This is a genomic window from Hymenobacter sp. B1770, assembly GCF_049896385.1.
Classification (GTDB): Bacteria; Bacteroidota; Bacteroidia; order Cytophagales; family Hymenobacteraceae; genus Hymenobacter.
In genome coordinates, this window is sequence record NZ_JAFCUF010000012.1 from 110,725 (window position 1) to 131,349 (window position 20,625).

The following is a 20,625-nucleotide window of genomic DNA, read 5'->3' on the forward strand; positions in this document are numbered from 1 at the left end:
TTCCATTAAGCAACAATTTGCCAACTAGCGGCACAATTAGGTGCTCGCCAAAACCTCTGCGGGCAAACCCCCACTCCTACTTAGCTGTGCGTAAGCGCCACTCGATAGCTAGATGGAAGAAGGTCTCAAGAAATTCCCGTGACTTCTAGAGCAGCAATTACTTCTTATTGTTTTGATTGCTGCTTCGTGTAAATTACTCAGGACGTGCGTGTGGTATTGCCTTGAGATTAGCACTTTGGAAGCGAATCTGGATGTACACTAAAAGCTTCATTATGGCCCCATTGTTTCCCGCAGCAACTTGACGCTGCACGACGACAAAGCAATGACCTGAAATTACGCATGCGCTAAGCTAGCCTGTAAGTTTAGGACTCGACGTTTGCGCCTATAGAAATACGGCGCAGCTTCTACATCTAAACTTCTAAGCTCAGGGAGCCTAGGGTCTGCACAGTTTTGAATTATTTTGTTCTTTCCCTCACTTTAACCGATGACGAAATTGAATTAAATAAGTTCGCTATCTACAGCAGAACATAATTAGTTAACCGATGGTAGCTCGGCAACATGCATGCTGAAAATGTTACGGTTGCGTCCGCCCACGTACTCATAGCTGAATTTATCTACCCCATTTATGGTCAAGTGAATACCCATACCGCCAATTGGCCGCTCTTCAAGCGGCTTAGCAAAGAATTCAGGTGTGGGCATTTTGTGGGCCATCGGATCAAAGGCGGGAGCTTCATCTTCTAGCACCACTGTAAAGCACTCCCCCGAATAATCGGTGAGTAGATCCACGCAGCCCTCCAAGCCGTTTTCCCCGTAGCCATGGGTAATAATGTTTGTTGCGATTTCATCTACGGCCAATAGTAAGCTGTAGGTAGGCTTACGGGCTAAGCCTGCTTGCTGGGCCTGTGCTTTCACTACTTGTCGGATGCCGTCGAGAGCATCAAGTGTACCTGCAAAGGTTATCCGTTGCATAAATTAGTGATTAGCAAGTTTTTGTTGGAGAAGACGGTGGCCTAGTTCAGGTGCGTTGATCAATACAACCGCGGCGGTATTTATCTCACGCACCTGCTAGACAACCTACAGGTAATGGTCTACAATGTGCAGACTGTTTTGTAGGCCAGTTTTTTCCAAGGTGTCTACCACCGATTCAGGAGCTTTCACAATGTACACGACCAAGTGAGTACCCATTTTTTGCTTAGCAAAAATGAGTACCCGCAGGCCTGCCGACGAAATAAACTGCAGGTGCTCGGCCTGTATCACTAGCACGTCGGGCTGCTCAGCTGCGAGTTTCTCAATTTCTTTTTGGAAATCTCGGGCCGACAGGGAGTCGACCTCTCCAACGAGAGAAATAGTGGATACCTTTTTAGTTTCCGATTTGATAGTCAGGCTCATGAGATGAGGGGGAGAAAGAGGTGAAGAAGGTAAATTGACATGCGAAGTACTCCGCATTAAAGCGGGTCGCATCGAATCGGAAGGGGTTAAAACTGCTGCGAAAAGCGATTCCCACCGAAGTAGGCTCAGGCGCCCTGGCCTTCTGGGAGGCAGGTTGTGTTCGTCTTCCATAGGGTGGGAATAGTATGGGGAAGAGTAGAAATAGAGAGCCTACCAATGCTGCGCACCGTAAGCCTTAGCAACCCTATTTGCTTAATAGGATGACCACACTGCGTGGGCCTACCAAGAAGTTGTGCTGGTTATCGAGGAGCAACTCGGAGCCGGGGGCATGGACGTCGTCAGGAGCAGCTAAGGCAGTGTTGGCAAACACGTACCAAGCTTGGTTTTCGGGTAAGCCCGGTAACTCAAAGTCGAGGGCATCCCAATACATGTTGAAGGCTACGTATAGCGTATTGTCCTGTACAATTCCCTGCTTGGCGTGGTGGCCGTCGAGCATAAAAGCAAAGGCCCGAGCTGCCGTGCTTTTGTCTGGCTGCCAGGCTTGTGTGCCGTGGAAACTAATATCGGGGCGGCCACTGCCCACGTAGTCTTCGTGGCGGAAGTGCTCGTGGTTGCGCAACACGGGGTGCTGCCGCCGAAAGTGTACTAAGCTTTTAGCAAAGTTGAGTAAATCGGCATTCGCATGTAAGTCGTCCCAGTTCAGCCAGTTTAATTCATTGTCCTGGCAGTAGGTGTTGTTGTTGCCGTTTTGGGTACGACCCACCTCATCCCCCATCAGCAGCATGGGCACGCCCTGGCTTACTAATAACATGGCTAGAGCATTCTTTACCTGTTTTTTACGCAAGAACTTAATGCCTTCATCATCAGTGGGTCCTTCACAACCGCAGTTCCATGAGTCGTTGTCGTTGCCACCGTCTTGGTTATCCTCACCGTTGGCATCGTTGTGCTTCTCATTGTATGCCGTTAGGTCATACATAGTGAAGCCGTCGTGGCAGGTGATGAAGTTTATGCTGGCCGTGGGGCCACGCTGGCTGTAGAGGTCTGGTGAACCCATGACACGTTCCATCATTGGACCTACTTTGCCCTCGTCGCCCTTCAAAAATTGACGGGCGTCGTCGCGAAACTTACCGTTCCACTCAGCCCACCGTCCATAAGCCGGAAATGAACCAACTTGGTATAGACCACCAGCATCCCAAGCCTCGGCAATGAGCTTGCACTTGGCCAGGATGGGGTCGAATGCCAACGACTCCAGCAGTGGCGGGTTGGAGAGTGGGCTGCCGTCCTGCGCCCGGCCTAAGATGGCAGCCAAATCGAAGCGGAAGCCGTCGATGTGGTACTCTGAAGCCCAGTAACGCAAACAATCGAGCACCATGTTCCGCACCACCGGGTGGTTACAGTTAAGGGTGTTGCCTGTGCCGGAAAAATTAAAGTAGTAGCCTTCGGGCGTGAGCATATAGTACGTCTTGTTGTCGACGCCCCGAAACGAAATGGTGTGCCCCCGGTGGTCGCCCTCAGCCGTGTGGTTAAACACTACATCGAGCAGCACTTCAATGCCGTTTTTGTGCAGTTCCTTAATGAGCGTTTTCAACTCATCGACTTGCATTCCAAACCGACCGGTAGCGGCGTAACCCGCCTTAGGCGAGAAGAAATTGACGGTGTTGTAACCCCAGTAGTTTACCAGAGGCTCGCCTGTGATTGGACTCGTGCGATTGCCCTCCCACTCATCAAACTCGTAGATGGGCAGCAACTCTACGCAGTTCACGCCTAGCTCTTTGAGATAGGGGATTTTAGCTCGCATAGCGCTAAAAGTGCCCCTATTCCGCACCCCCGAGGAGGGGTGCTGCGTGAAGCCCCGCACGTGCATCTCATACACAATGAGGTCTTCGGTAGGCGTTTCGAGGGGGTGGTCGTGCTCCCAGTCGAAGTCCTCAAAAGCCAACCGCGAGCGGTAAGGATATACGTTGTCCCAGTTTGGTGGGGCCATCCAGGTGTCGCGGCCTCCAATCACCTTGGCGTAAGGGTCGCTCAGGATGATGTCAGAGTTAAAGCGGTGACCAGCGTCGGGGTTCCACGGACCACTCATTCGGTAACCGTATTCCAGACGCTCGTAGTCCAGCTCAAACACAATCATGCTGTACACGTTGCCTACCCGAAACTCATCTGGAAAGGGAATCTCAGTGAATGGCGCCTCGGCTCCGCGCTCAAACAGCACCAAGGTGCAGTCGGTAGCCGACGCCGAGTAAATGCTGAAATTGATACCCCCCGCAACCATTGTGGCCCCAAAAGGCAATACGTGACCGCGGCGGAACTTGTACCCGGCATGCTCATGGGTAGGGTAGTAATCGATGCGGGTTTCGGCAGCGCTTGTCGCGGGGGCAGCCTTCGTAGCTACTTGCGTTTCATCGGTAGCCAAAGCCGCAGCCTCTACCACAGCCACCGTGCCAGTAACATCGGGCACTTCCAGCACCGCGGGCTCAGCCGAGCCCACCGTTTTCGGCTTTGTCTTCTTGACTCGGGGCTTAGCTACTGGCGTGGTCTCGGCGGAGAGCTGCGCAGGAAGGGTGGGTTGCTTGTCCATGCGGGTCTTTATACAATGGCCAGCCCTTCGGCCAGCGTATCGACAGTGATAAAAAAGGACAGGAACCCAGTGTCGCTCATTACATCTCGGATTTCCTCTGATGTGCCTACTAGCACCACTTTGCCATTTTTAGCTTTGAGCTGGCGGTACACCACCAGCAGCACTCGGAGGCCGGCGCTCGACAGAAAATCTACCTTTGTCAAGTCAATAATCACTTCGCGCTGACCCTGAATGGCCGTCAGCGCCGTGCGTTCGAACTCACCGGCCGTTTTACTGTCAATGCTGCCTTCGGCCGTCACGACTGTTGTGTTCTCGACCGTGCTTGTGGTTGCAGTCATAAATGCTTGGTTGTTAAAAATGGTTGGAAAATCCTGGCAGCCTTACCACTGGTTGTGCCTTAGCTTTTAGAGGCACCGCTTCATTGCCGATGCCTCTAAAAGAAGGATTGAAAAAGGAGGCACAACGTCTGTACCTTCCTTTACCCGACGGGCGTCAGCAGCACCTTCACGCGCACTTGCTTGTCGGTGTCGGGCAGCGTCACGCTCAGTGCGTCGGCGTCAAAGTTGGTATAGGGCTGGTCGTCGATGAAGCACTCGGTGATGCGCACACAGCCCTTGGGGAGGATGTCGGGCGACACCAGCAGCAGGTTGTTTTTGAACGCGTTCGGGTACGGCTTGAAGTAGAAGTAGGTGGGCTCCTTGGTGATGAGCAGGTTGGTGTACACCGTGGACAGGAAGCACAGTTCGGTGCTGTGGTAGGCGCTCATGGAGTGACTGCCCTTGTAGCGCTCGGTGCCCATCAGGTAGGGCATGCCGTTGGCCAGCACGTTGAAGTACACGCCGCCGTCGTCGGTATCGAGGAAGAAGGCGTTGTAGAACGAAGCGGCTTCGCGGGCCTGCTTCAAGTACTCGGCGTCGCCCTCGATGCCGTGCAGAATCATGTAGGCCAGAATGGCCTGCTCCTGCTGCCACCAGGCTTTGCGGTCGTGCCACACAAACTTGTGGTGCTGGCCGCGCTTGTCTACGCGCTCCACCACGTCGTACCAGCCGCCGCGCTGTTGGTCGGAGCCCGCGACGGGCATGATGTCGGCAATTTTGCGGGCAAAGTCCAGGTACTCCTGCTTGGGGCGCAAAGACTGCATGCGCATCAGGTTCCAGGAAATTTTAAGGTTGTGACCTACTACGGCACGGTTTTGCTGCCAGCCCCAGCTCTGGTCCTTGCTCCAGTCTTCCATGAACTTCTCCTGCACGAACGGGCTGTTTTCGTAGTCGGGGAAGTACTTGGTGATGGTGTCGAAGGTGTCTTCCAGGAAGTCGGCGTATTTCTCATCGCCGGTGGCCAGGTACAGGTTCACCAGGTAGGCCGGGGCGTGGTCGCCCACCGAGTTCCAGTTTTTGCGGGCCCGGTTGTGGGCCAGGCTTTCGGCGCGTGGGTCGAGGCCAATGGGCTCCAAGTGCGAGAAGTAGCCCCCACCCTCTTCGTCCTTATAATACTTCTCAAACAGATTGATGGTCTTCTCGATGTCCGACAGAATGCGCTTGTCGCCGGTCAGGCGGAAGGTTTGGGTAGGGCCGGCCAGGGCGTATATCTGCTCATACATCGGGATGGAGTAGAAGTCATCGCCGAATTCTGAAGTCAAGAGTTTGGTTTCCTTATCGCCGTCCACCTTCACGCCGTGGTACCAATACACCAAGTCCTCGTCTTGGTCGAAGAAGCGCATGTGGTCGCGCAGGTACTCGGTGCCCTTTTCGGCGCCTTCCAAAAACTCCTCTTTGCCCGTGAGCATGTAGGCCGAAGCAAAGCCGTACACCATGCGGGAGATGGTGTCGGTTTCCTGCAGGTAGTCGCCTTGCTTCACCCCGGCCAGGTGTAGCATGGTGCGGTACTTATGGTAGTCGATGGGCTCGGCCGGATAGTTAAACTGCCATTTCAGGTAGCTGGTGGCAATCGAGCTGATTTGCTGAATCCACCAATCCTGCTTTTCCTGTCGGTACTCCATGGGCTTCTGGCCCGGGAATATCATAAACTGTACTTCGAAAGTGGGTTCGTCGTCGCCCTCGGCGCTGGGATAAAACGTGCCGTAGGTGTGCACGTACTGCCCTTTGGTTGACAACAGTTCCAGCATGGCGCCACCGGCATCCTGCCAGCCTTCGTCCAGGTTGCGCACGGTGCGAGCGTAGGTACTGGCCGTCAGGTATTCAGTGTAGCGGCGCCCGTCCGACGTTTCGAGCACGAAGGAGCGGTCATCACGTGAAAACGCCACCACGTAGCCCGAGATAGTGTCCGAGAACGTGAAATCAATTTTCATCGAGGCCGAGTGCGGCGGGATGGGTTGTTGGTCAGTTAACAACGCGGGAGTGGCGGTTTCCATGGGTGAAAAGCAGTAAGATGATGTGGTGATGAACTGTTGCGGGGGCCGGCTTAGACCTGGTCGGTGTAACCTTGGCTGATTTCGACGATGTTGCCGTCCGGGTCGCGCACCCACACCGTGCGCCAGCCCGGAATGAATGCGTCAAAATCGAGCGGGCCCAGCGTCACGTCCGCGGTGTCGCCCAATGTGGCGAGCGTCGCGTCCACGCTCTCGACCTGAAAGGCCAGGTGACGGATGCCCACATAGTGCGGGCCGTCGCCTTCGGCGCGGGGCAGGCCGGCAGGCTGCGGCGCATCGGCCCTAAACAGCTCCAGATAAACGGAACGGCTGTTTTTTAGAAACACGATTTCGTTGCCCTCGCCCAGCGGAATGGTTCGGGCCCGGTGAAAGCCGAAGTATTGGGAGTAGAACTGCTCGGTGCGGGCCGGGTCGGCGCAGGAAAGCGCGACGTGCGAAAAAAGTAGCGGTGCTGCCATAGAAACCCGCGCTTAGCGCTCAGCTAGAATTTCAATGATTTTCTTGGCAAACAGGTGCGCATGTCCGCCGGAGCGGCCCGTCACCAGGTCGTCGCCGTCCATCACCACGTCCTCGTTGGTGTAGATAGCCCCATAAGCTTTGGCGTCGCCAATCAGGTTGTTGTGGCACACCAGCTTGCGGCCCTTCACCAGCTCCGTGGCCGGGGCCGTCAGCCACAGCCCGTGGCAGATAATGCCTTTCAGGATGGAAGGTTCGGCAAAGGCACGCTTAAGGAACTCTGTAGCGGGCGGAATCTTGTCCACATCGTCAGTATAGCGCAGCCGGTCGCTCACCATGCCCGAGGGTACGATGATGGCGTCGTAGCTGCGCAACTCTTCGTCGCTCATGTTTTCGAATGTTTCCGACACCTCCATGGGGGCGCGGTATTCGTGTCCGAGAAACGTGAGGCGCTCCTGCCCCCACAGCCGCGTGAGGAAGTGTAGTTCCGCGCCTTCTTCGGGAAAACGGAATTTGTAGTAGAAAATCTCGTTCTCGAAGTAGTCGGCTTCGAGCAAAATCCCGATTTTCTTGCCTTGCAGGCGCAGGTTATCTGCCATGGGTGGTGCGGGCTTGCGCCGGGTTTAGAGAGTGGCTGAACCTTCGTGATACTCCAGGCCATCCACCACGTAGCGCGTGATGACGGGCGTGCCAGCCGGGCCGGTTTTCACCTGCCAGGTCTGGAAGGCATCGGCAACAATGCGCTTGCTGCGGGATTCGGGCGCATTCCACATGCTGGCTTCCCACTGCACCACCACTTTCACGTCGGCCGTGTCGCCGTTGATGGTGGCGTCGGCCACTTTCACGGTGTGCACTTCGTCGAAGAAAATGCGGATAACCCGCTGAAACCAGCCTTCGAAGCCGGCGTGGCCATAAATCGTTACCTCTGGGAACACCATTTCCAGTTCCTTATCGGCCAGAAGCGGCAGCACTTCCACCATTGGCACGTGCACGTCCAGCTTCTGGTACCAGTCGGCCACCATTGCTTTAATTGAATCTTCGGTCAACATCTGCGTCGTAGTTCAGAATGAGAAATGAGTATAAAGCTTAGGCCAGCGAGCCGTCGGGGTGCTGCACCATGCCGGCGAAATGAATGGCAATGCGGCCATCGCGCAGTACCCAGCTGTCAGCAAAGCGCATGTTAGCATCGCCGCCCTTGGTGTGCATTGTAATCTGCTCGGTAATCATGAGCGTTTGCGGGTCTTCGGTTTCAGCCCAGAACACGATGTCGGTTTCCAGGCCGTCAATGCCCAGAATGCCCTGCATGTGTTCTTTAATCCGTTCGCGGCCTTTGAAAATCACCGGCTCCTTCGAGAAGCTACTGATGAGCAGTGCATCGTCGGTGTACTGGTCGAGCAGGGCTTCAATGTTCTTATCCAGAATGTGCTGGATGTGCTCGCGGTACATCTGGCCCAGCGCACTGTTAGGGACGTTCGTCATAAGTGAAGAGAGTAGGGCAGTGAAAGGAAATGAATGGTTAAGCCGGCACTGCGGCCAGCGGCTCGCGCTGGAGGCGGCGCTGTAGGCTGAGCAGGCGGCTTACGGACCACACGGCCACCACCGCCAGCGTGAGGCACACCAGTCCCAATTGCAGGTTGGGCTGCGGATTGGTGGGCCAGGGTTGGGCCACCAGCTTGTAGAAGGCCAGCCCTAATCCAAAGTAGATGGCGCTAATTAGCGCGTGGCTGGTCAGGTCCGAGCGATGGCCGGTGCGCGAGCCTTTCCCAAGCAGCAGGGGCCACACGTACCAGCTGGTCATAAACAAATGCCAGCCCGCCAACCCCCACACAAACACCTGATACTTGGTCGGATTATCGGCCAGAAACGACCACATAATTATCGGAAACAGCGCCGAAATGCGGGCCGCATCAAACAAAAAACGGTTGAAGCTGTGGGCGTAGGGCACTCGTTCTATCAGGGTGCTGAAGCCAAGCCAAGCCGTGATGATGAACACCAGCGTGACCAAAAACGAGATGAGTACTATCGCATCGTGCCAGCTGCTGGTGTCGAAGGTGGGAGACGTATTCCAGTGAAAATGGTCGTTCAGCAACCGAAACCCTGTGACCAGCGTCAGCGAAAAGAACAGCGTAATCAGGTTGGGCAAACGCACCAGCACTTTTTGCAATGTAGAAGCGTCCACTAGTTTCGAATTGAGGTGATTGAATAGAAAGCCTTGAGTGGCAAACCCGACGGCTTACTTCAGCTGGTTCATAAGACCCCAGTCGTCCCAGTTGGCCCAAGCCTGGGAGATTTTGCCGTCTAACACGTGGTACATCACCAAGCCTTTCCACACGGCTGTGCGGCCGGTGCCCTCGATGCCTCCAAACGTGTTCATGTGAGTGCCGGGCGCCTCAAAGCGGACCACGACTTTATCCCCCTCAGCCACGATATCCACGATTTTCAAATCAAGGTCTGGAAATGCACCGTATAGCATGTCCATCTGCGAGTGCAAGGCGTTTTCACCCTTGATGGCCTCCGGAACAGCCGAGCGGTCGATGTAAAACCCTGGTGCGGTGAATTCCGAGAACTTGCTAAAATCACGCTTCACCAGAATGGCATCGGCGTAAGCCCGCACAACGGCCTTGTTTGCTTCAATTGACATAAGACAGGAATTGAAAGATTAGGGGTATTAGCTATTGTAAAGCATCTTGATGCCGTCAATCTGTTTCATCATGCTGAGGACGTCGTTTTGTACCCGGGCTTCAGTCAGCTTGCCGTCATTACCGAAGCGGAAGAATGTAATTCCTTTGATGGCTACAGGCTTGCCGCTAGCTGGCACGTTACGCCAAGCGTCTTGGTGCTTGGTGGTGGACATGTTCCAGAATGCGGCACCTTTAAGGCTCCCATCAGTTACCACGTCGTCGGGCGTAGACGTGTAGGTGAGATTCTCGAAAATATTCCGGTTGTTTTTCACCAGTCCTTTAAAGGCGTCGAGCCCGTCGAGGTGCGCGAAGGCCAGAATAAACTGGAACTTGGAGTCGAGAATCTCGTCCGCCGTTTCCATGCTTCCCTTACTCCAGATTTCGGAAAAAAAGCGTAGGATGTAATCGGTGTTTTGTTGGGTGCGCTCCATAAAAAAGGGGTTTGAGCAAGATGGAAACGATGAACAGGACTAGGCGCCGGGGGGAGGAGGCACCACACCGAGCTGCTGCAGCAAGCCCAGTTCATCAACGTTGGCCCAGCGCTCGGCAATTTTTCCGTCGGCCATGCGGGCGGTAGTCGTACCTGTGAAAGTCAGTTGCTTGCCGCTCGCGGGCATCCCCATCACCCCGCCCGTATCGGTTCCGGTCAGGCTCCAGCGGTGTACCACTTTGTCGGCGGCATAAACCTGGTCCAAAATGGTCAGGTGAATGTTGGGCATGGCGTGGCGAAACATGCCCACAATGCCTTGGAAGCTTCCAGCGCCCGGCTCCGACTTTGCTTTGCCTGCCACAAACGAGTGGTCCATTGCATCGGAAGTGAGCAGGTCGGCACGCACGTTACCAGTGTTCCAGGCAGTCTCAAAAAACTCAACGCAGACAGCGTTATTCTGTTCGGGGGTATACGACATTACTTTAGGTGTTAAAGGTTTGTAAGTAAAAGGTTGAGTAAGGTTTAAAGACCAGCTAAGAAGGATGCGCAGCGGCAGTCTTGCCAAAAGCGGCATCGGTGGGTAACACTCCGCTCAGTTGCCCTACCAGTTGCCGGCATACCCGGCCTTCACGTAGCAGCATCACGTCGTACACCTGGCGCAGGCCGAGGCTGCTAGATACCGTGGCCTCGAACCACACGTAGTCGACGTCGCTGGTGATGTTTTCTACCGACACCGGGGTGAAGTCTGCTTCCCGGGCAAACAGCTCCCGAAACAGCGTTCGAATGGGCTCGCGTCCGGTCACGTTTATCTGCCCGGTCACCAGTTGGGCATCTTCGGCAAAGAAGTCGTCTGCCAGGCCGTCGGCGTCGCTTTCCTCGTGGTAGCGCAGGTAGCGCCGATGGAACGCCCGGGCCAGCGCGGTGTCGGCTAGAACCGGGCTGGCAAAATCGGTAGCGGGCCATAGATGGCCCTGCTTCACGCCGAACAGTTGCAGGTAGATTTTGCCGTCGCGCACGAACTTCAGTTCGTACACCCGAACTGGTTCGGAACTACCAGGCCGCTCTATGCTAAGCTCCAGCCAGAGGTAATCGGTACCAGCCGCAAACTTTTCGATTGTCCGGTCTCCCAACTGGCTCAGGCGGGCCAGGTAGACTTCCAGCACCCGGCCGATGGCCTTGTGGCCTTCGGCTCGAAATCCGAAGGAGTGCAGCCGCGCCTCAGGAGCGTAGCAGGCCTGCAGCAGCCCAGCCACGTCGCCGCGCCCCAGGTAGCTCACTTGCGTGGCCTGGAAAGCTTGGGCAGCAGCGAAATCGGCGAATGCAGCAGACACGGGGCAAAAAGGAATAAATGAGAAAAATGCGCAGCAGCAGGGGAGCCTAGGTGGGGATAACGCCGAGTTGCTTGAGCAGGCCCAGGCTATCGCCCGACATCCACATCTCGGCAATTCGGCCGTCCTGAATCCGGAAAATATTGATGCCCTGGTCGGTAACCTGCCGTTCGGTAGCGGCCTGGCCCAGGAAGCTGCCCGTGTGAGTTGCTTCATATGACCAGCGGGCCGTCACCTTGTCATTCTCGGCAAGCAGCTCATGAACAGTAAACTGCACATCGGGGAACGCTACGCGGGAGGTGCTGAACCATTGATGAAGCGTAGCTGGCTGGTGAGCCTGCCCCGGTGGGAAGTGAAACTGCAGGTCACTGGTCGTAATTTCGTCAATCACTGCACCCTGCTTCTCATTCCACAAGTCTTGCCAGTAGCGCATCACTACCGCTTTGTTGGCTTCTAACGACATGCTTTTATTTATTAGTTAAACTCAAATAATCAGCCCCTTGCAACTAACAGGCACGTGTTCGGTAGGCTACGCCGGGATGACACCCAACTGCTGCATCAGACCGAAATCGTTTTCGTTCACGTGCACTGATACAATCTTGCCGTGGCGGATGGTGAAAATGTCGATGCCGAAGTCCTTAATGTGGTTGCCGGTAGCCGGGGCGCCCAGGAATTCGCCCTTGTGCGTGCCCTCGATAGACCAGCGGCTGGCCACCTTATTCCCCTCTGCCATCTGGCGCAGGGAGGTGAACTTAATGTCGGGGAAAGCGTTGCGCAGGTACTGGACAAAGCCGCGGAAGGCTTCATAGCCCACAATAGGCTCAGGCTGGGTGGGGATGATGAAGGCAAACGTCGGGTCGAGGATTTCCTCAATAACCTCCAGCTTGCCCTCGCTCATAATATCCTGGAAGTAACGGCCAACTAGTGCTTCGTTCTGGGCGGCAGTGGTTTCCGGTGCCGGAGCCTCCGGTACGGGAATCACCCCAAGCTGCATCATTAGCCCTAAGGTGTCTTCGTGCCCGATTGATTCGACAATTTTACCATCCTTTATGGTGTGCCAAGTCATGCCATCAATCTGGAAAAACTGGCCCGTAGCCTCTAGGTTGCCTTTCACTGTTAGCAGTGGACCCCCGGTGTGGGTGCCGCCCCCCAGCCAGCGCGTAGCTACCCAGTCGCCGCTGGCCACCATGTCCTGCGGGTCGATGTAGAAGTCCGGGAAAGCCCCGTGCAGCATCTGCACCAGCCCAATAAACCCGTCGGGCCCTTTGAATGGCTCGGGGTGAGTGGGCAGGGTAAATACGAATTCTGGCGACAGTATTTCATGTGCCACGGCGGCATTGCCCTGGTTCATGATTTCGTGGAAGTAGCGGCGGGCTAAGGCTTTATTGGGATTACTGGCAGCCATGAGAGTACAATGAGGTCTGTGAATGGTGAAATCCAAATGAAAGAAGACAGAAAAAAAGCAGCTTGGCTAGGCATCAGCCAGCAGCATTTCAGCTGCTCGCTCGCCAATCATAAAGCAGGCGGCCACGGTGTTGCCGCTCGTCACAGTGGGCATCACCGAGGCGTCGGCTACGCGCAGGCCGGCAATGCCATGCACACGGAGGCGTGAGTCTACCACGGCGTGGTCGTCTTTGCCCATGCGGCAAGTGCCGGCCGGATGCCACAGCGTCGAGGCCTGGGAGCGGATAAAGCCCTCGGGGTCGCCGGGCCCGGGGGCAAGCTCGCCGCCGTTGAGTGGGAGAAAAGCAGCTGTCTGGCTGAGCTTGCGGATGATATCGAGGGCTTTGTGAAATACCTCCAGGTCGGCCGGGTCGCTCAAGTAGTTGGGGTTAACCACCGGGTTGTCCAGTGGATTAACCGTGCGTAGTTTCACTTCGCCCAAGCTACGGGGCTGCACCAGAATGGGCAGGAAAATGCACACCGGCCCACCAAAGTCGGGCAAATGAGGCGCCAGCGGCGCAGGAATGCTGGGTGTAAAGTTCAGTTGCAAGTCCGGCGCCGGTGCATCGTCGCGGGTTTTCACAAACAGCACGTTTCCAGTAAGTAAGGTCGTCATGGGCCGGTCGCCGAGACTGCGGAAAATGACGGGTAGCTGCACATGGTCCTGCAGGTTCTGCCCCACTCCGGGCAGGTCGGCCTGTACCGGAATGCCCATCTCCGTGAGGTGTGCCGCTGGCCCGATGCCGGACAGCAGCAGCACCTGCGGCGAATGCAGGGCTCCAGCGCTCAGCACCACTTCTTTCTCAACAGCCAAGTAAATAGACTCGCCGTTTGTCTGATACTCTACGCCTATGGCCCGGCCATTTTCTATCACAATGCGCGTTACCTGCGCACCAGTAATGATTTCTAAGTTGGGACGTTCCTGTACGGGTTGTAGAAAGGCCAGAGCCCCGCTGTCGCGCTGTCCATCGGGCGTGATGTGAAACTGTAGGAGGCCTGCGCCGTTTTCCTGGCGCTCACCATTATAGTCCCAGCGCGGGCCGTCGTAACCCATTTCCACCGCACCCTGCAGAAACTCTTCCGAGCGCATCACATCGTCGGGGCAGTCGCGCACCGATACTTCGCCGTGGGAGCCGTGGTAAGCCGACTCGCCGCCTTCGTAGGTTTCGATTTTCTTAAAATAAGGTAGCACGTCGGTATAGCCCCACCCCTCAGCGCCCTGGGCCTCCCACTGGTCGAAGTTAGCCGGGTTGCCACGCACGTACATCATGGCATTGATGCAGGTGCTACCCCCCACTACCTTGCCCTGGTTAATGGTCAGTTCGCGCCCAGCCAAGGCAGCCTGCGCGGTGGTGGGCAGAGCCCAGTCGACGCGTGACCCCCACAGCTCCACGAAGCCACCGGGATTGGTAACGTCGGGCTCGTAGTCCCACTCCCCGGCTTCGAGCAGCACCACCCGATAGTCCGGATTGGCACTGAGGCGGTTGGCGACGACACTACCCGAAGCACCAGCCCCGATGATAACGTAATGACAAGTAGCTGACATAAACTTTTTTAAGCAGGAAAAGCAAACGAAAGAAAGCCAGGCCGATCCCGGGAGCTACTGCGAGCAGTTGGTTTTCACCCAGTCGGAATGGTGGTTGCCTTCCAGTACCAGGTCAATCAAGAAAGGCTTGTCGTCGGCCAGCATGCGTTCAATGGCGGGCAGGATTTCCGCCTCGGTTTCTACGCGCACCGCATCCACGCCCATGGCCTGGGCCAAGGCCGCAAACTGAATGGCAGGATAGGACAAGTCGAAGGAAAGCGGGTGCTTATGCGCCTCTATGCCCCGCTCCTGCCAGTACACGTCGATGTTGAGCTGCAGCAGCTTGTAGGAACCATTGTTGCATACCACGAACTTGGCGCCCACGTCGTGCCGCACCGCTGACCACAGTGCCTGAATGGTATACATGCTGCCGCCGTCGCCGGAAAAGCCGATTACAGGCTTTTCGGGATTGGCCAGTTTAGCACCGATAGCGCCCGGAAAGCCAATGCCCAGCGAGCCGCCGCGGGTCACGAAATAATGACCGGGCCGTGTGGCGGGTAGGTAACGCGTCAGCCCCGGTGAGCTGGTCAGCCCTTCGTCAAATATGATGGCGTCGCTCGAAAGCTTCTGGGCCAGCACCTCGGCAAACTGTGACATATGCAGCGGGCTTTTGCCGCGCTGCTGCTCGTCGGCAGTGCGCTCGGTTGCTTCGCGCTTGTCTTTGCTGGCTTTGATTTCGGCCGTGCGTTCGTCGCTGCGTTGCTGTTGGCCAGCCGGGCGGCGGGCTTCCAGCGCATCAGCCAGCGCGGCCAGCGACAGTTTTGGGTCGCTCACAACGCCGAGGTCTACTGGGTGGTTTTTGGCAATTTCGTAGGCATTCAGGTCGAAGTGAATAACCTTAGCACCCTCGGCGTAAATCGTGCCTAGTTCCGGAAAAACCTCAGGCAGCATGTAAGTGCCCACAATTAGGTTCACATCGCCTTTCTGGGTGATGGGCCGGCTGTAAGCGCCAAACATATGGCCTGTGGTGCCTTGATAGAGCGGGTGGGTGGTGTCAAATATTACATCGCCAAAATCAACGCCGTATACCTCAGCACCTAGTAGCTCGGCCACGCGCTGGGCTTCCTGCGTGGCACCCGAATACGCCACGCCATCGCCGATAAACATTATGGGCTTATTAGCCGCCAGTAGCATATCGGCAGCCTCCTCAATAAGCGACGCTGCTGGCAGCACGCGGGTAGAAGGCAAAGAGGTAGGATGCACCAGCTCATCATTGGGCTCATCGAGCACGTCCATCGGCAGGCACACGTATACCGGGCCCATGGGGGGCGTAGTCGCGATTTTAATGGCCCGGCGCAAGGTGCGCAGCAGCGACTGCGGCGACTGCACCACCGTAGAAAACTTCGTCACCGGGGCCATCATGGCTACCAGGTCGTTGGCCATCTGCGCGTCCATGTTCGCGTAGCGGATGCCGGCATCGGAGCCGATAACGACCAGCGGCGCGTGGCCCCGCTTGGCTTGGTACAGGGCCCCCACGGCGTTGCCGATGCCCGGCGAGCTGTGTAGCTGCACCAGCGCGGGCTTCTGTGTGGCCCGGGCATAGCCATCGGCCATGAGCACAGCGACGCTTTCCTGCAGCGTGAGGATGTATTTCATGGCCGGGTATTCGGCCACAGCATCCAGGAAACCCTGTTCTACTGTACCCGGATTCCCGAACATGTGGTCCAAACCATCGGCCAGGAACTGCTCGATAACTTTCTGATTCCCTGTCTTACCAGCCATAGCGCTTCACGCCGTTGTCTAGTACAGCCACGAACTGGTCACCAAATTCAAACGAGCATTGCAGCGACCGGGCCGTGATGAACGGGTAGTCAACTATAACCGACGTTTCTTTACCAAAATTGCCATGGTACTGGCCCTCAGAGCCTACGGCATCGGCCAAAATGTACTCGAGCACGTACGGGGGCGGACCCATATTGAGGTCGGTGTGCAGAAAGCCGGTACCGTCGTGGTAATCATACTCGATGCAGTGGCCGGTAACGTGCTTGCCCTTGATGATGGAGCGGCGCTCGTTGAAGTCGCGGGCAAATACCAGCGGCGCCACGCCGTAGCAGATGGCCCCGATGGGCATGTCTTTCTTGTAGAACCCGAGGATGATGTCGTGCACCCGCTGGTTATTGACCATGTCAATGATGGGGCCGCTGCCACCAACGAGCAACAGGCCGGCGTATTCTTCGGTCAGGCCATCTTGGGCCGTTTTGAGGTCAGCGAAATACTTCTCGAACTCTCGCAGAAAGTTGGACGTCGAGAAATAGGGCCGTTCCGGCACATCAGTCGACATATTGCGGCTTTTCTCCAGTCGATTGGTGGCCTCGAAGGCCTGCACCATTTCGGCGGCCTGCGGGGTGGTCACGCAGGTACCCAGGGGCGGGTCTACGTAGGTGGTGTCATAGCTTGGCGGCAGGGCCTCGGCCTTTTTGCCGTGGGGCGTCATGAACTCGACCGTGTAGCCGGCTTCTTCCAGCTTGGTGAGCGGAGCTACCAGTTCTATGCCCCAATATCCGTATTCGGACAGGATGGCCAGAATTTTTTTTGACATGAAACGTAGATTATTGAGGAGAATTATTCAATCAAAAAGTAATTAATTGGCCTTCAACTGGATAATAGCGAAAGTAATGCCGCCAAAATCTGTTGCTGAAGCTAATAGCGCCAAAAAATCCTCTTTTCAAAAGGCAATAGCAAGCACAGCCCACCACAATTGGATTGTGTTGAAAATCAGTGTTTATCAGAAAAAAAAGGAGTGCGCTAACCGCCATTAAAGCGGCGATGGTCAAATATGCTGAACGGTGTCAGCCCTAACTACGAAAAGTTGTAGACAACCTTAAAACAGTTGCAAACTACCAGGAAAAGGTTGTGGACAGTAGGAACCAAGTGGAGATTTGTTCGACTGCCGAAAATTATACTGATTCTTTGGGAAGTAATAGACGCAAAAAGCACATCATTAGATTACATTTGCCCGACACTCACGCTCTTTTTATGTTAATATGGCAATGACTTCTACGAATCACCGCGTGCTTGTCATACTAAATAAAGAAGAAGCTACGTTAGCCCTCAGCCTGACTGAAATGCTGGAGGCTGAAGGTCATACAGTAGTCGGCCCGGTAGCGAGTGGATTCGAGGCTTTATCGGTAATGCTTCATCAACAGGTCGACACCATGCTCTGCGATGTAAGCTTGCAAGGTCCTTGGGATGGAATTGAAACGGCCCGTCAGTTACAAGTCCAGCATCCTATGCCGCTGGTTTACCTCACGGGAATGACCAACCTCGATACGCTTATGAGTGTCGTAGATACGACGCCGGCTGCTTACATCACCAAACCTGTGAGTGTAGACAGCTTACGGGCAGCCATGGCGGTGGCACGTCAACCCCACCCTACCCTTGCTAGTACACCCAGCACTCGCAGTACCAGTGAAGCCCGCGAAGTCATACTGCGCCGCGGCGAATACATATACTTGAAGCACAACCATCAGTTTGTGCGGCTGGGCTTGGGTGACATTGTAGTGCTAGAAGCCGATAATAACTCAACCATTGTAGTGACGGCCGGCCCACGCTATTCGCTGCGATTGTCGTTAGCTGCAATTCTAGAGCAACTACGCTACCCTTCATTAGTGAGAGTACACCGCTCGTTTGCCGTAAACCTGTTGCACGTCACGTCTTTTAATGATTCCGAGTCCATTGCACATGGTATATCAGTGCCCCTTGGACGTCAGTACAAGGCTGATTTCATGCGACATTTTCAAGCATCCTAGTTCGGCAACTCGGCATAGCTATGAGGTAGTTTAGACAAGGGGTATAGATGTAGGATGTTGAGGTGGTCGAGTAGAACAGGAGAGAATTGGGTGGTGCCATAAACTCGCGCCCATTCCGGGTAACAAGCTTTGTAGTCTGGAGGATTTTGGGGCAGTCTGTACGGTTAAAGCTTTCCGGGAGCGGTACATTCGGGCCTGCTTCCCTCAGCGGCCCACCCATGACTGTTCCCCACTCCCTCGATCGTTTTCGGCCGGTGCTCTGGTTTCGGCGCTGGCGCTGCTCCTGATTGGCGTGGAGCATACGGTCACGACGTCCGCCCGCCGCTGCCGTATGCCGTCACCTTTGACCTGCTCGTTTGCATCCCCGTTCTGTTTTACGGGCTGGTCCTGCGGCGCTATCGGCTCCCACTCAGCAGCTTGGCCGCCGTGGCAGGGGCCAGCCTAGCGCTGGCCTATGGGCTGCTGCCCGTTACCCACCAGGCCCCCCTGCAGGCCCTATCCTTCTTGCCCGCTTTGCTGGAAGGCCTCGCCTTGCTGCTCCTGCTGGCCAAATCCCGGCGGCTCGTACATAGCTACCAGGCCGCGCATCGGCAGCAGCCGCACTTTTGGCACTGTGCACGACTCGCCCTGCAACAGTCCCTGGGCCCGCCGGCGCCTTGCTGGTCGGGGAAGTGGAGATGTTCCGCTATGCGCTGCTCGGCGGGTGGGCCCCGCCGGAAGTACCGCGGGCGGCCGCTGCGTTTAGCACCCACCGCGACTCGGGGTTTACGGTGTTTGCCAGCATGCTGGGGGGGTGTTGGTCGTGAAAACGGCGGTCGTGCACCTGCTCGTGAGCCTGTGGAGCGCCCGGGTCGCGGGTTGGCTTTCGGTTTGTGAGGGCTACACGCTCCTCCTGTTACTAGCGCATGCGCACGCGGTGCAGTTGCGGCCCGTGCTGGTCACCGCCGACGCGCTGCACCTGCGCGTGGGCTTTGCATAGCACCTGCAGGTGCCCTTGGGGGAGTTGGTGGCGAGCGAGCCCCTACGCGACCACCCAGCGCCCGCCGGGGACCTGCTCAACCTGAAGAAGCTGCTCTTTACAGCGCCCAATGTACTGCTCACGTTCGCGCAATCCGTCATGGTGAGCGGGCCCTACGGCATTGCGCGGACCGCTCGCCGCTGAGGCGTGTACGTCGACCAGCCGCAGCAGTTTATCGCGGCTATTACAGCGTAGCGCTATTGACGGGTGGTAAACAACCGCTCAATGAAATCCTCTGCCCTTCGAGTGTTCACTTAAACGGTGGTGGCTGTTGCAGAACTCCCGGCTTCGTGTTCAGCACCAGTTCGACGCGCGAGGGAGCGAAAATAAAGGCCGTCCCAGGGGCTTTCTAGCATGTTGACCCAACGCACTTCACCCTTTACGCGTTCTGAGAGGAGTTCTGCAACAGCCACGGTGCTGTTGCAGAACACGAGTTAGGGTGTTCCATTTTGGGGTAGCCGCTTCGCGAGTGCCCAAGTAGGCGCTTGAGGTACCTATTTCGCCGCCCAGCACGCCTATTGGCCGCCAGAAGCGGCCTCGAGAGCACCATAGCAGCGCTCACTTGCCGCTGGGGGCGGTACTTGAGTAGCTTTTTGAGATTGTAGGCGACGGCCGTGAGCAGCATGGTTTTGTGGGCGCCCGCGTAGCCGCGCACGTTGAGCCGGCGCAGGCCGTAGTGGTGAATCAGGTTGCCGAACACGGGTTCGACCGTGCCTTGGCGGACCCGGCGCAAGCGCTGGCCCCGCCGGCTCTGTTGGCGGAGCCAGGCCCGGCGGTAGGCCGCGTCGTAAATCGTGCGGTTAATCTGTTTGCGCCGGGCACGTGGGGCACACGTGGGCTTGCGCGGGCACTGTTGGCAGTCGCGGCAGGCTGCCCAATAGATTTTGTGCCAGCCCCCGTCTTGGTTCGTGTCGTACTTCTGGAAAGGGAGCGTTTTGCCTTCGGCACAGGTAAAAGCATCGGTGCGTGCATCGTAGGCGAAGCCGTCGAGGTCGGGCTTGTACTTACCAAAAACGGGTATCCACGCCAGGATGTGCTGGGCTTCGAGCAGGGCGTAGTTGGCACCGTTGGCGTAGCCAGCGTCCGCCAGCAGCTCGCGCAAGCGCAGTTCGTGGGACCGCAAGCGCCGTTGCAGCCCGGTGAGCAGCCGGGGCAGGTGCAAGCTGTCCCGGCTGTCGGCAAAATCGGCCTGCACGTGGCTGATGACGCCCTTGGCCGTATCGACTGCGAGGCTGCAGAGGTAATTCAGGGCCCGGGCCTTGCCGGGTTTTACCGAGATGCGCGCGTCGGGGTCGGCGGGGCTGTAATGGGTCTTGTTGCTGAGCAGCCGCGCTTTGGGGTGCTGGGCGCCCGGCACACTGGAGTGGGCGACGAGCCGGGCCTGGTGGGCGGCCAGGTTGCGCAGCTGGTGCGCGGGGGCCGTCACCACCGGCGCGGCCAGGGCCTCGGCCGCCGGCTCGTCCGTGGCCAAACGCGGCCCTGTCGGCCCGGCGGGCTGCTTTTCCAGCACCGATTCCAGCGCCGCGTTGGCCTTGACCGGGGCCGAGTCGACGGCCTGCCGCTCGCCGGCCACCAGGCC

Annotated in this window: 23 protein-coding genes; 3 read left to right on the plus strand and 20 right to left on the minus strand. The window is 56.7% G+C overall.

What is annotated here, in order from left to right; all coding sequences use genetic code 11:
• Positions 1 to 531 precede the first annotated feature (531 nt).
• From ACP7AJ_RS19265 to ACP7AJ_RS19355, 19 genes are all read right to left on the minus strand, one after another.
• Complete coding sequence (locus tag ACP7AJ_RS19265; protein WP_426061832.1) at positions 532 to 969, minus strand: ATP-binding protein; 438 nt, start codon at positions 967 to 969, stop codon at positions 532 to 534.
• A gap of 105 nt (positions 970 to 1,074) precedes the next feature.
• Positions 1,075 to 1,389 (minus strand): STAS domain-containing protein, encoded by a 315-nt coding sequence (locus ACP7AJ_RS19270; protein ID WP_426061833.1) that lies wholly within the window; start codon positions 1,387 to 1,389, stop codon positions 1,075 to 1,077.
• Positions 1,390 to 1,633: 244 nt separating this feature from the next.
• Positions 1,634 to 3,967 (minus strand): glycogen debranching protein GlgX, encoded by a 2,334-nt coding sequence (gene glgX / locus ACP7AJ_RS19275; protein ID WP_426061834.1) that lies wholly within the window; start codon positions 3,965 to 3,967, stop codon positions 1,634 to 1,636.
• A gap of 8 nt (positions 3,968 to 3,975) precedes the next feature.
• Complete coding sequence (locus ACP7AJ_RS19280) at positions 3,976 to 4,305, minus strand: STAS domain-containing protein (RefSeq protein ID WP_426061835.1); 330 nt, start codon at positions 4,303 to 4,305, stop codon at positions 3,976 to 3,978.
• A gap of 140 nt (positions 4,306 to 4,445) precedes the next feature.
• A complete protein-coding gene (locus ACP7AJ_RS19285) occupies positions 4,446 to 6,338 on the minus strand; it encodes an AGE family epimerase/isomerase (protein ID WP_426061836.1) in 1,893 nt (630 codons plus the stop codon).
• A gap of 50 nt (positions 6,339 to 6,388) precedes the next feature.
• On the minus strand, positions 6,389 to 6,814 hold the full coding sequence (locus ACP7AJ_RS19290) for a VOC family protein (protein WP_426061837.1): 426 nt from the start codon (positions 6,812 to 6,814) through the stop codon (positions 6,389 to 6,391).
• Between the two features lie 12 nt (positions 6,815 to 6,826).
• Positions 6,827 to 7,411, minus strand: a complete 585-nt coding sequence (locus ACP7AJ_RS19295; RefSeq protein ID WP_426061838.1) for a DJ-1/PfpI family protein — start codon at positions 7,409 to 7,411, stop codon at positions 6,827 to 6,829.
• A 24-nt stretch (positions 7,412 to 7,435) separates the two neighbouring features.
• Positions 7,436 to 7,861 (minus strand): hypothetical protein, encoded by a 426-nt coding sequence (locus ACP7AJ_RS19300; protein ID WP_426061839.1) that lies wholly within the window; start codon positions 7,859 to 7,861, stop codon positions 7,436 to 7,438.
• A gap of 37 nt (positions 7,862 to 7,898) precedes the next feature.
• A complete protein-coding gene (locus tag ACP7AJ_RS19305) occupies positions 7,899 to 8,291 on the minus strand; it encodes a nuclear transport factor 2 family protein (protein ID WP_426061840.1) in 393 nt (130 codons plus the stop codon).
• Positions 8,292 to 8,328: 37 nt separating this feature from the next.
• Positions 8,329 to 8,991 carry a hypothetical protein gene (locus ACP7AJ_RS19310; RefSeq protein WP_426061841.1) on the minus strand — a complete coding sequence of 221 codons (663 nt, stop codon included), beginning with the start codon at positions 8,989 to 8,991 and terminating at the stop codon, positions 8,329 to 8,331.
• 54 nt (positions 8,992 to 9,045) lie between these two features.
• Complete coding sequence (locus tag ACP7AJ_RS19315; RefSeq protein WP_426061842.1) at positions 9,046 to 9,453, minus strand: ester cyclase; 408 nt, start codon at positions 9,451 to 9,453, stop codon at positions 9,046 to 9,048.
• Between the two features lie 27 nt (positions 9,454 to 9,480).
• Positions 9,481 to 9,924 (minus strand): ester cyclase, encoded by a 444-nt coding sequence (locus tag ACP7AJ_RS19320; protein WP_426061843.1) that lies wholly within the window; start codon positions 9,922 to 9,924, stop codon positions 9,481 to 9,483.
• 39 nt (positions 9,925 to 9,963) lie between these two features.
• Positions 9,964 to 10,401 (minus strand): ester cyclase, encoded by a 438-nt coding sequence (locus ACP7AJ_RS19325; RefSeq protein WP_426061844.1) that lies wholly within the window; start codon positions 10,399 to 10,401, stop codon positions 9,964 to 9,966.
• Positions 10,402 to 10,456: 55 nt separating this feature from the next.
• Entirely contained in the window at positions 10,457 to 11,254 is a 798-nt protein-coding gene (locus ACP7AJ_RS19330) for a nuclear transport factor 2 family protein (RefSeq protein ID WP_426061845.1), read from the minus strand.
• Between the two features lie 46 nt (positions 11,255 to 11,300).
• Positions 11,301 to 11,714, minus strand: coding sequence for an ester cyclase (locus ACP7AJ_RS19335; protein ID WP_426061846.1), 414 nt, complete (start codon positions 11,712 to 11,714; stop codon positions 11,301 to 11,303).
• A 66-nt stretch (positions 11,715 to 11,780) separates the two neighbouring features.
• Positions 11,781 to 12,656, minus strand: a complete 876-nt coding sequence (locus tag ACP7AJ_RS19340) for an ester cyclase (RefSeq protein ID WP_426061847.1) — start codon at positions 12,654 to 12,656, stop codon at positions 11,781 to 11,783.
• 66 nt (positions 12,657 to 12,722) lie between these two features.
• On the minus strand, positions 12,723 to 14,240 hold the full coding sequence (locus tag ACP7AJ_RS19345; protein ID WP_426061848.1) for a GMC family oxidoreductase: 1,518 nt from the start codon (positions 14,238 to 14,240) through the stop codon (positions 12,723 to 12,725).
• 54 nt (positions 14,241 to 14,294) lie between these two features.
• Positions 14,295 to 16,001 (minus strand): thiamine pyrophosphate-binding protein, encoded by a 1,707-nt coding sequence (locus ACP7AJ_RS19350; RefSeq protein ID WP_426061849.1) that lies wholly within the window; start codon positions 15,999 to 16,001, stop codon positions 14,295 to 14,297.
• Complete coding sequence (locus ACP7AJ_RS19355) at positions 15,991 to 16,818, minus strand: type 1 glutamine amidotransferase domain-containing protein (RefSeq protein ID WP_426061850.1); 828 nt, start codon at positions 16,816 to 16,818, stop codon at positions 15,991 to 15,993. Before ACP7AJ_RS19355 ends, ACP7AJ_RS19350 begins: the two co-directional genes overlap by 11 nt.
• A gap of 445 nt (positions 16,819 to 17,263) precedes the next feature.
• On the opposite strand from ACP7AJ_RS19355, the gene ACP7AJ_RS19360 reads away from it, so the two are divergent.
• From ACP7AJ_RS19360 to ACP7AJ_RS19370, 3 genes are all read left to right on the plus strand, one after another.
• On the plus strand, positions 17,264 to 18,028 hold the full coding sequence (locus ACP7AJ_RS19360) for a LytR/AlgR family response regulator transcription factor (RefSeq protein ID WP_426061851.1): 765 nt from the start codon (positions 17,264 to 17,266) through the stop codon (positions 18,026 to 18,028).
• A 796-nt stretch (positions 18,029 to 18,824) separates the two neighbouring features.
• Entirely contained in the window at positions 18,825 to 19,007 is a 183-nt protein-coding gene (locus tag ACP7AJ_RS19365; protein ID WP_426061852.1) for a hypothetical protein, read from the plus strand.
• Between the two features lie 9 nt (positions 19,008 to 19,016).
• The gene (locus ACP7AJ_RS19370; RefSeq protein WP_426061853.1) at positions 19,017 to 19,190 is read left to right on the plus strand and encodes a hypothetical protein; all 174 of its coding nucleotides are present in this window, start codon (positions 19,017 to 19,019) and stop codon (positions 19,188 to 19,190) included.
• Between the two features lie 235 nt (positions 19,191 to 19,425).
• Here ACP7AJ_RS19370 and ACP7AJ_RS19375 read toward each other — a convergent pair.
• On the minus strand, positions 19,426 to 20,625 hold a 1,200-nt coding region (locus ACP7AJ_RS19375; RefSeq protein ID WP_426061854.1), incomplete at its 5' end, for a transposase.

Coding starts and splice junctions, on each gene's coding strand:
- ACP7AJ_RS19265 (WP_426061832.1), bottom strand. CDS start 969: ATGCAACGGATAACCTTTGCAGGTACACTTGATGCTCTCGACGGCATC.
- ACP7AJ_RS19270 (WP_426061833.1), bottom strand. CDS start 1,389: ATGAGCCTGACTATCAAATCGGAAACTAAAAAGGTATCCACTATTTCT.
- glgX (WP_426061834.1), bottom strand. CDS start 3,967: ATGGACAAGCAACCCACCCTTCCTGCGCAGCTCTCCGCCGAGACCACG.
- ACP7AJ_RS19280 (WP_426061835.1), bottom strand. CDS start 4,305: ATGACTGCAACCACAAGCACGGTCGAGAACACAACAGTCGTGACGGCC.
- ACP7AJ_RS19285 (WP_426061836.1), bottom strand. CDS start 6,338: ATGGAAACCGCCACTCCCGCGTTGTTAACTGACCAACAACCCATCCCG.
- ACP7AJ_RS19290 (WP_426061837.1), bottom strand. CDS start 6,814: ATGGCAGCACCGCTACTTTTTTCGCACGTCGCGCTTTCCTGCGCCGAC.
- ACP7AJ_RS19295 (WP_426061838.1), bottom strand. CDS start 7,411: ATGGCAGATAACCTGCGCCTGCAAGGCAAGAAAATCGGGATTTTGCTC.
- ACP7AJ_RS19300 (WP_426061839.1), bottom strand. CDS start 7,861: ATGTTGACCGAAGATTCAATTAAAGCAATGGTGGCCGACTGGTACCAG.
- ACP7AJ_RS19305 (WP_426061840.1), bottom strand. CDS start 8,291: ATGACGAACGTCCCTAACAGTGCGCTGGGCCAGATGTACCGCGAGCAC.
- ACP7AJ_RS19315 (WP_426061842.1), bottom strand. CDS start 9,453: ATGTCAATTGAAGCAAACAAGGCCGTTGTGCGGGCTTACGCCGATGCC.
- ACP7AJ_RS19320 (WP_426061843.1), bottom strand. CDS start 9,924: ATGGAGCGCACCCAACAAAACACCGATTACATCCTACGCTTTTTTTCC.
- ACP7AJ_RS19325 (WP_426061844.1), bottom strand. CDS start 10,401: ATGTCGTATACCCCCGAACAGAATAACGCTGTCTGCGTTGAGTTTTTT.
- ACP7AJ_RS19335 (WP_426061846.1), bottom strand. CDS start 11,714: ATGTCGTTAGAAGCCAACAAAGCGGTAGTGATGCGCTACTGGCAAGAC.
- ACP7AJ_RS19340 (WP_426061847.1), bottom strand. CDS start 12,656: ATGGCTGCCAGTAATCCCAATAAAGCCTTAGCCCGCCGCTACTTCCAC.
- ACP7AJ_RS19345 (WP_426061848.1), bottom strand. CDS start 14,240: ATGTCAGCTACTTGTCATTACGTTATCATCGGGGCTGGTGCTTCGGGT.
- ACP7AJ_RS19350 (WP_426061849.1), bottom strand. CDS start 16,001: ATGGCTGGTAAGACAGGGAATCAGAAAGTTATCGAGCAGTTCCTGGCC.
- ACP7AJ_RS19355 (WP_426061850.1), bottom strand. CDS start 16,818: ATGTCAAAAAAAATTCTGGCCATCCTGTCCGAATACGGATATTGGGGC.
- ACP7AJ_RS19360 (WP_426061851.1), top strand. CDS start 17,264: ATGGCAATGACTTCTACGAATCACCGCGTGCTTGTCATACTAAATAAA.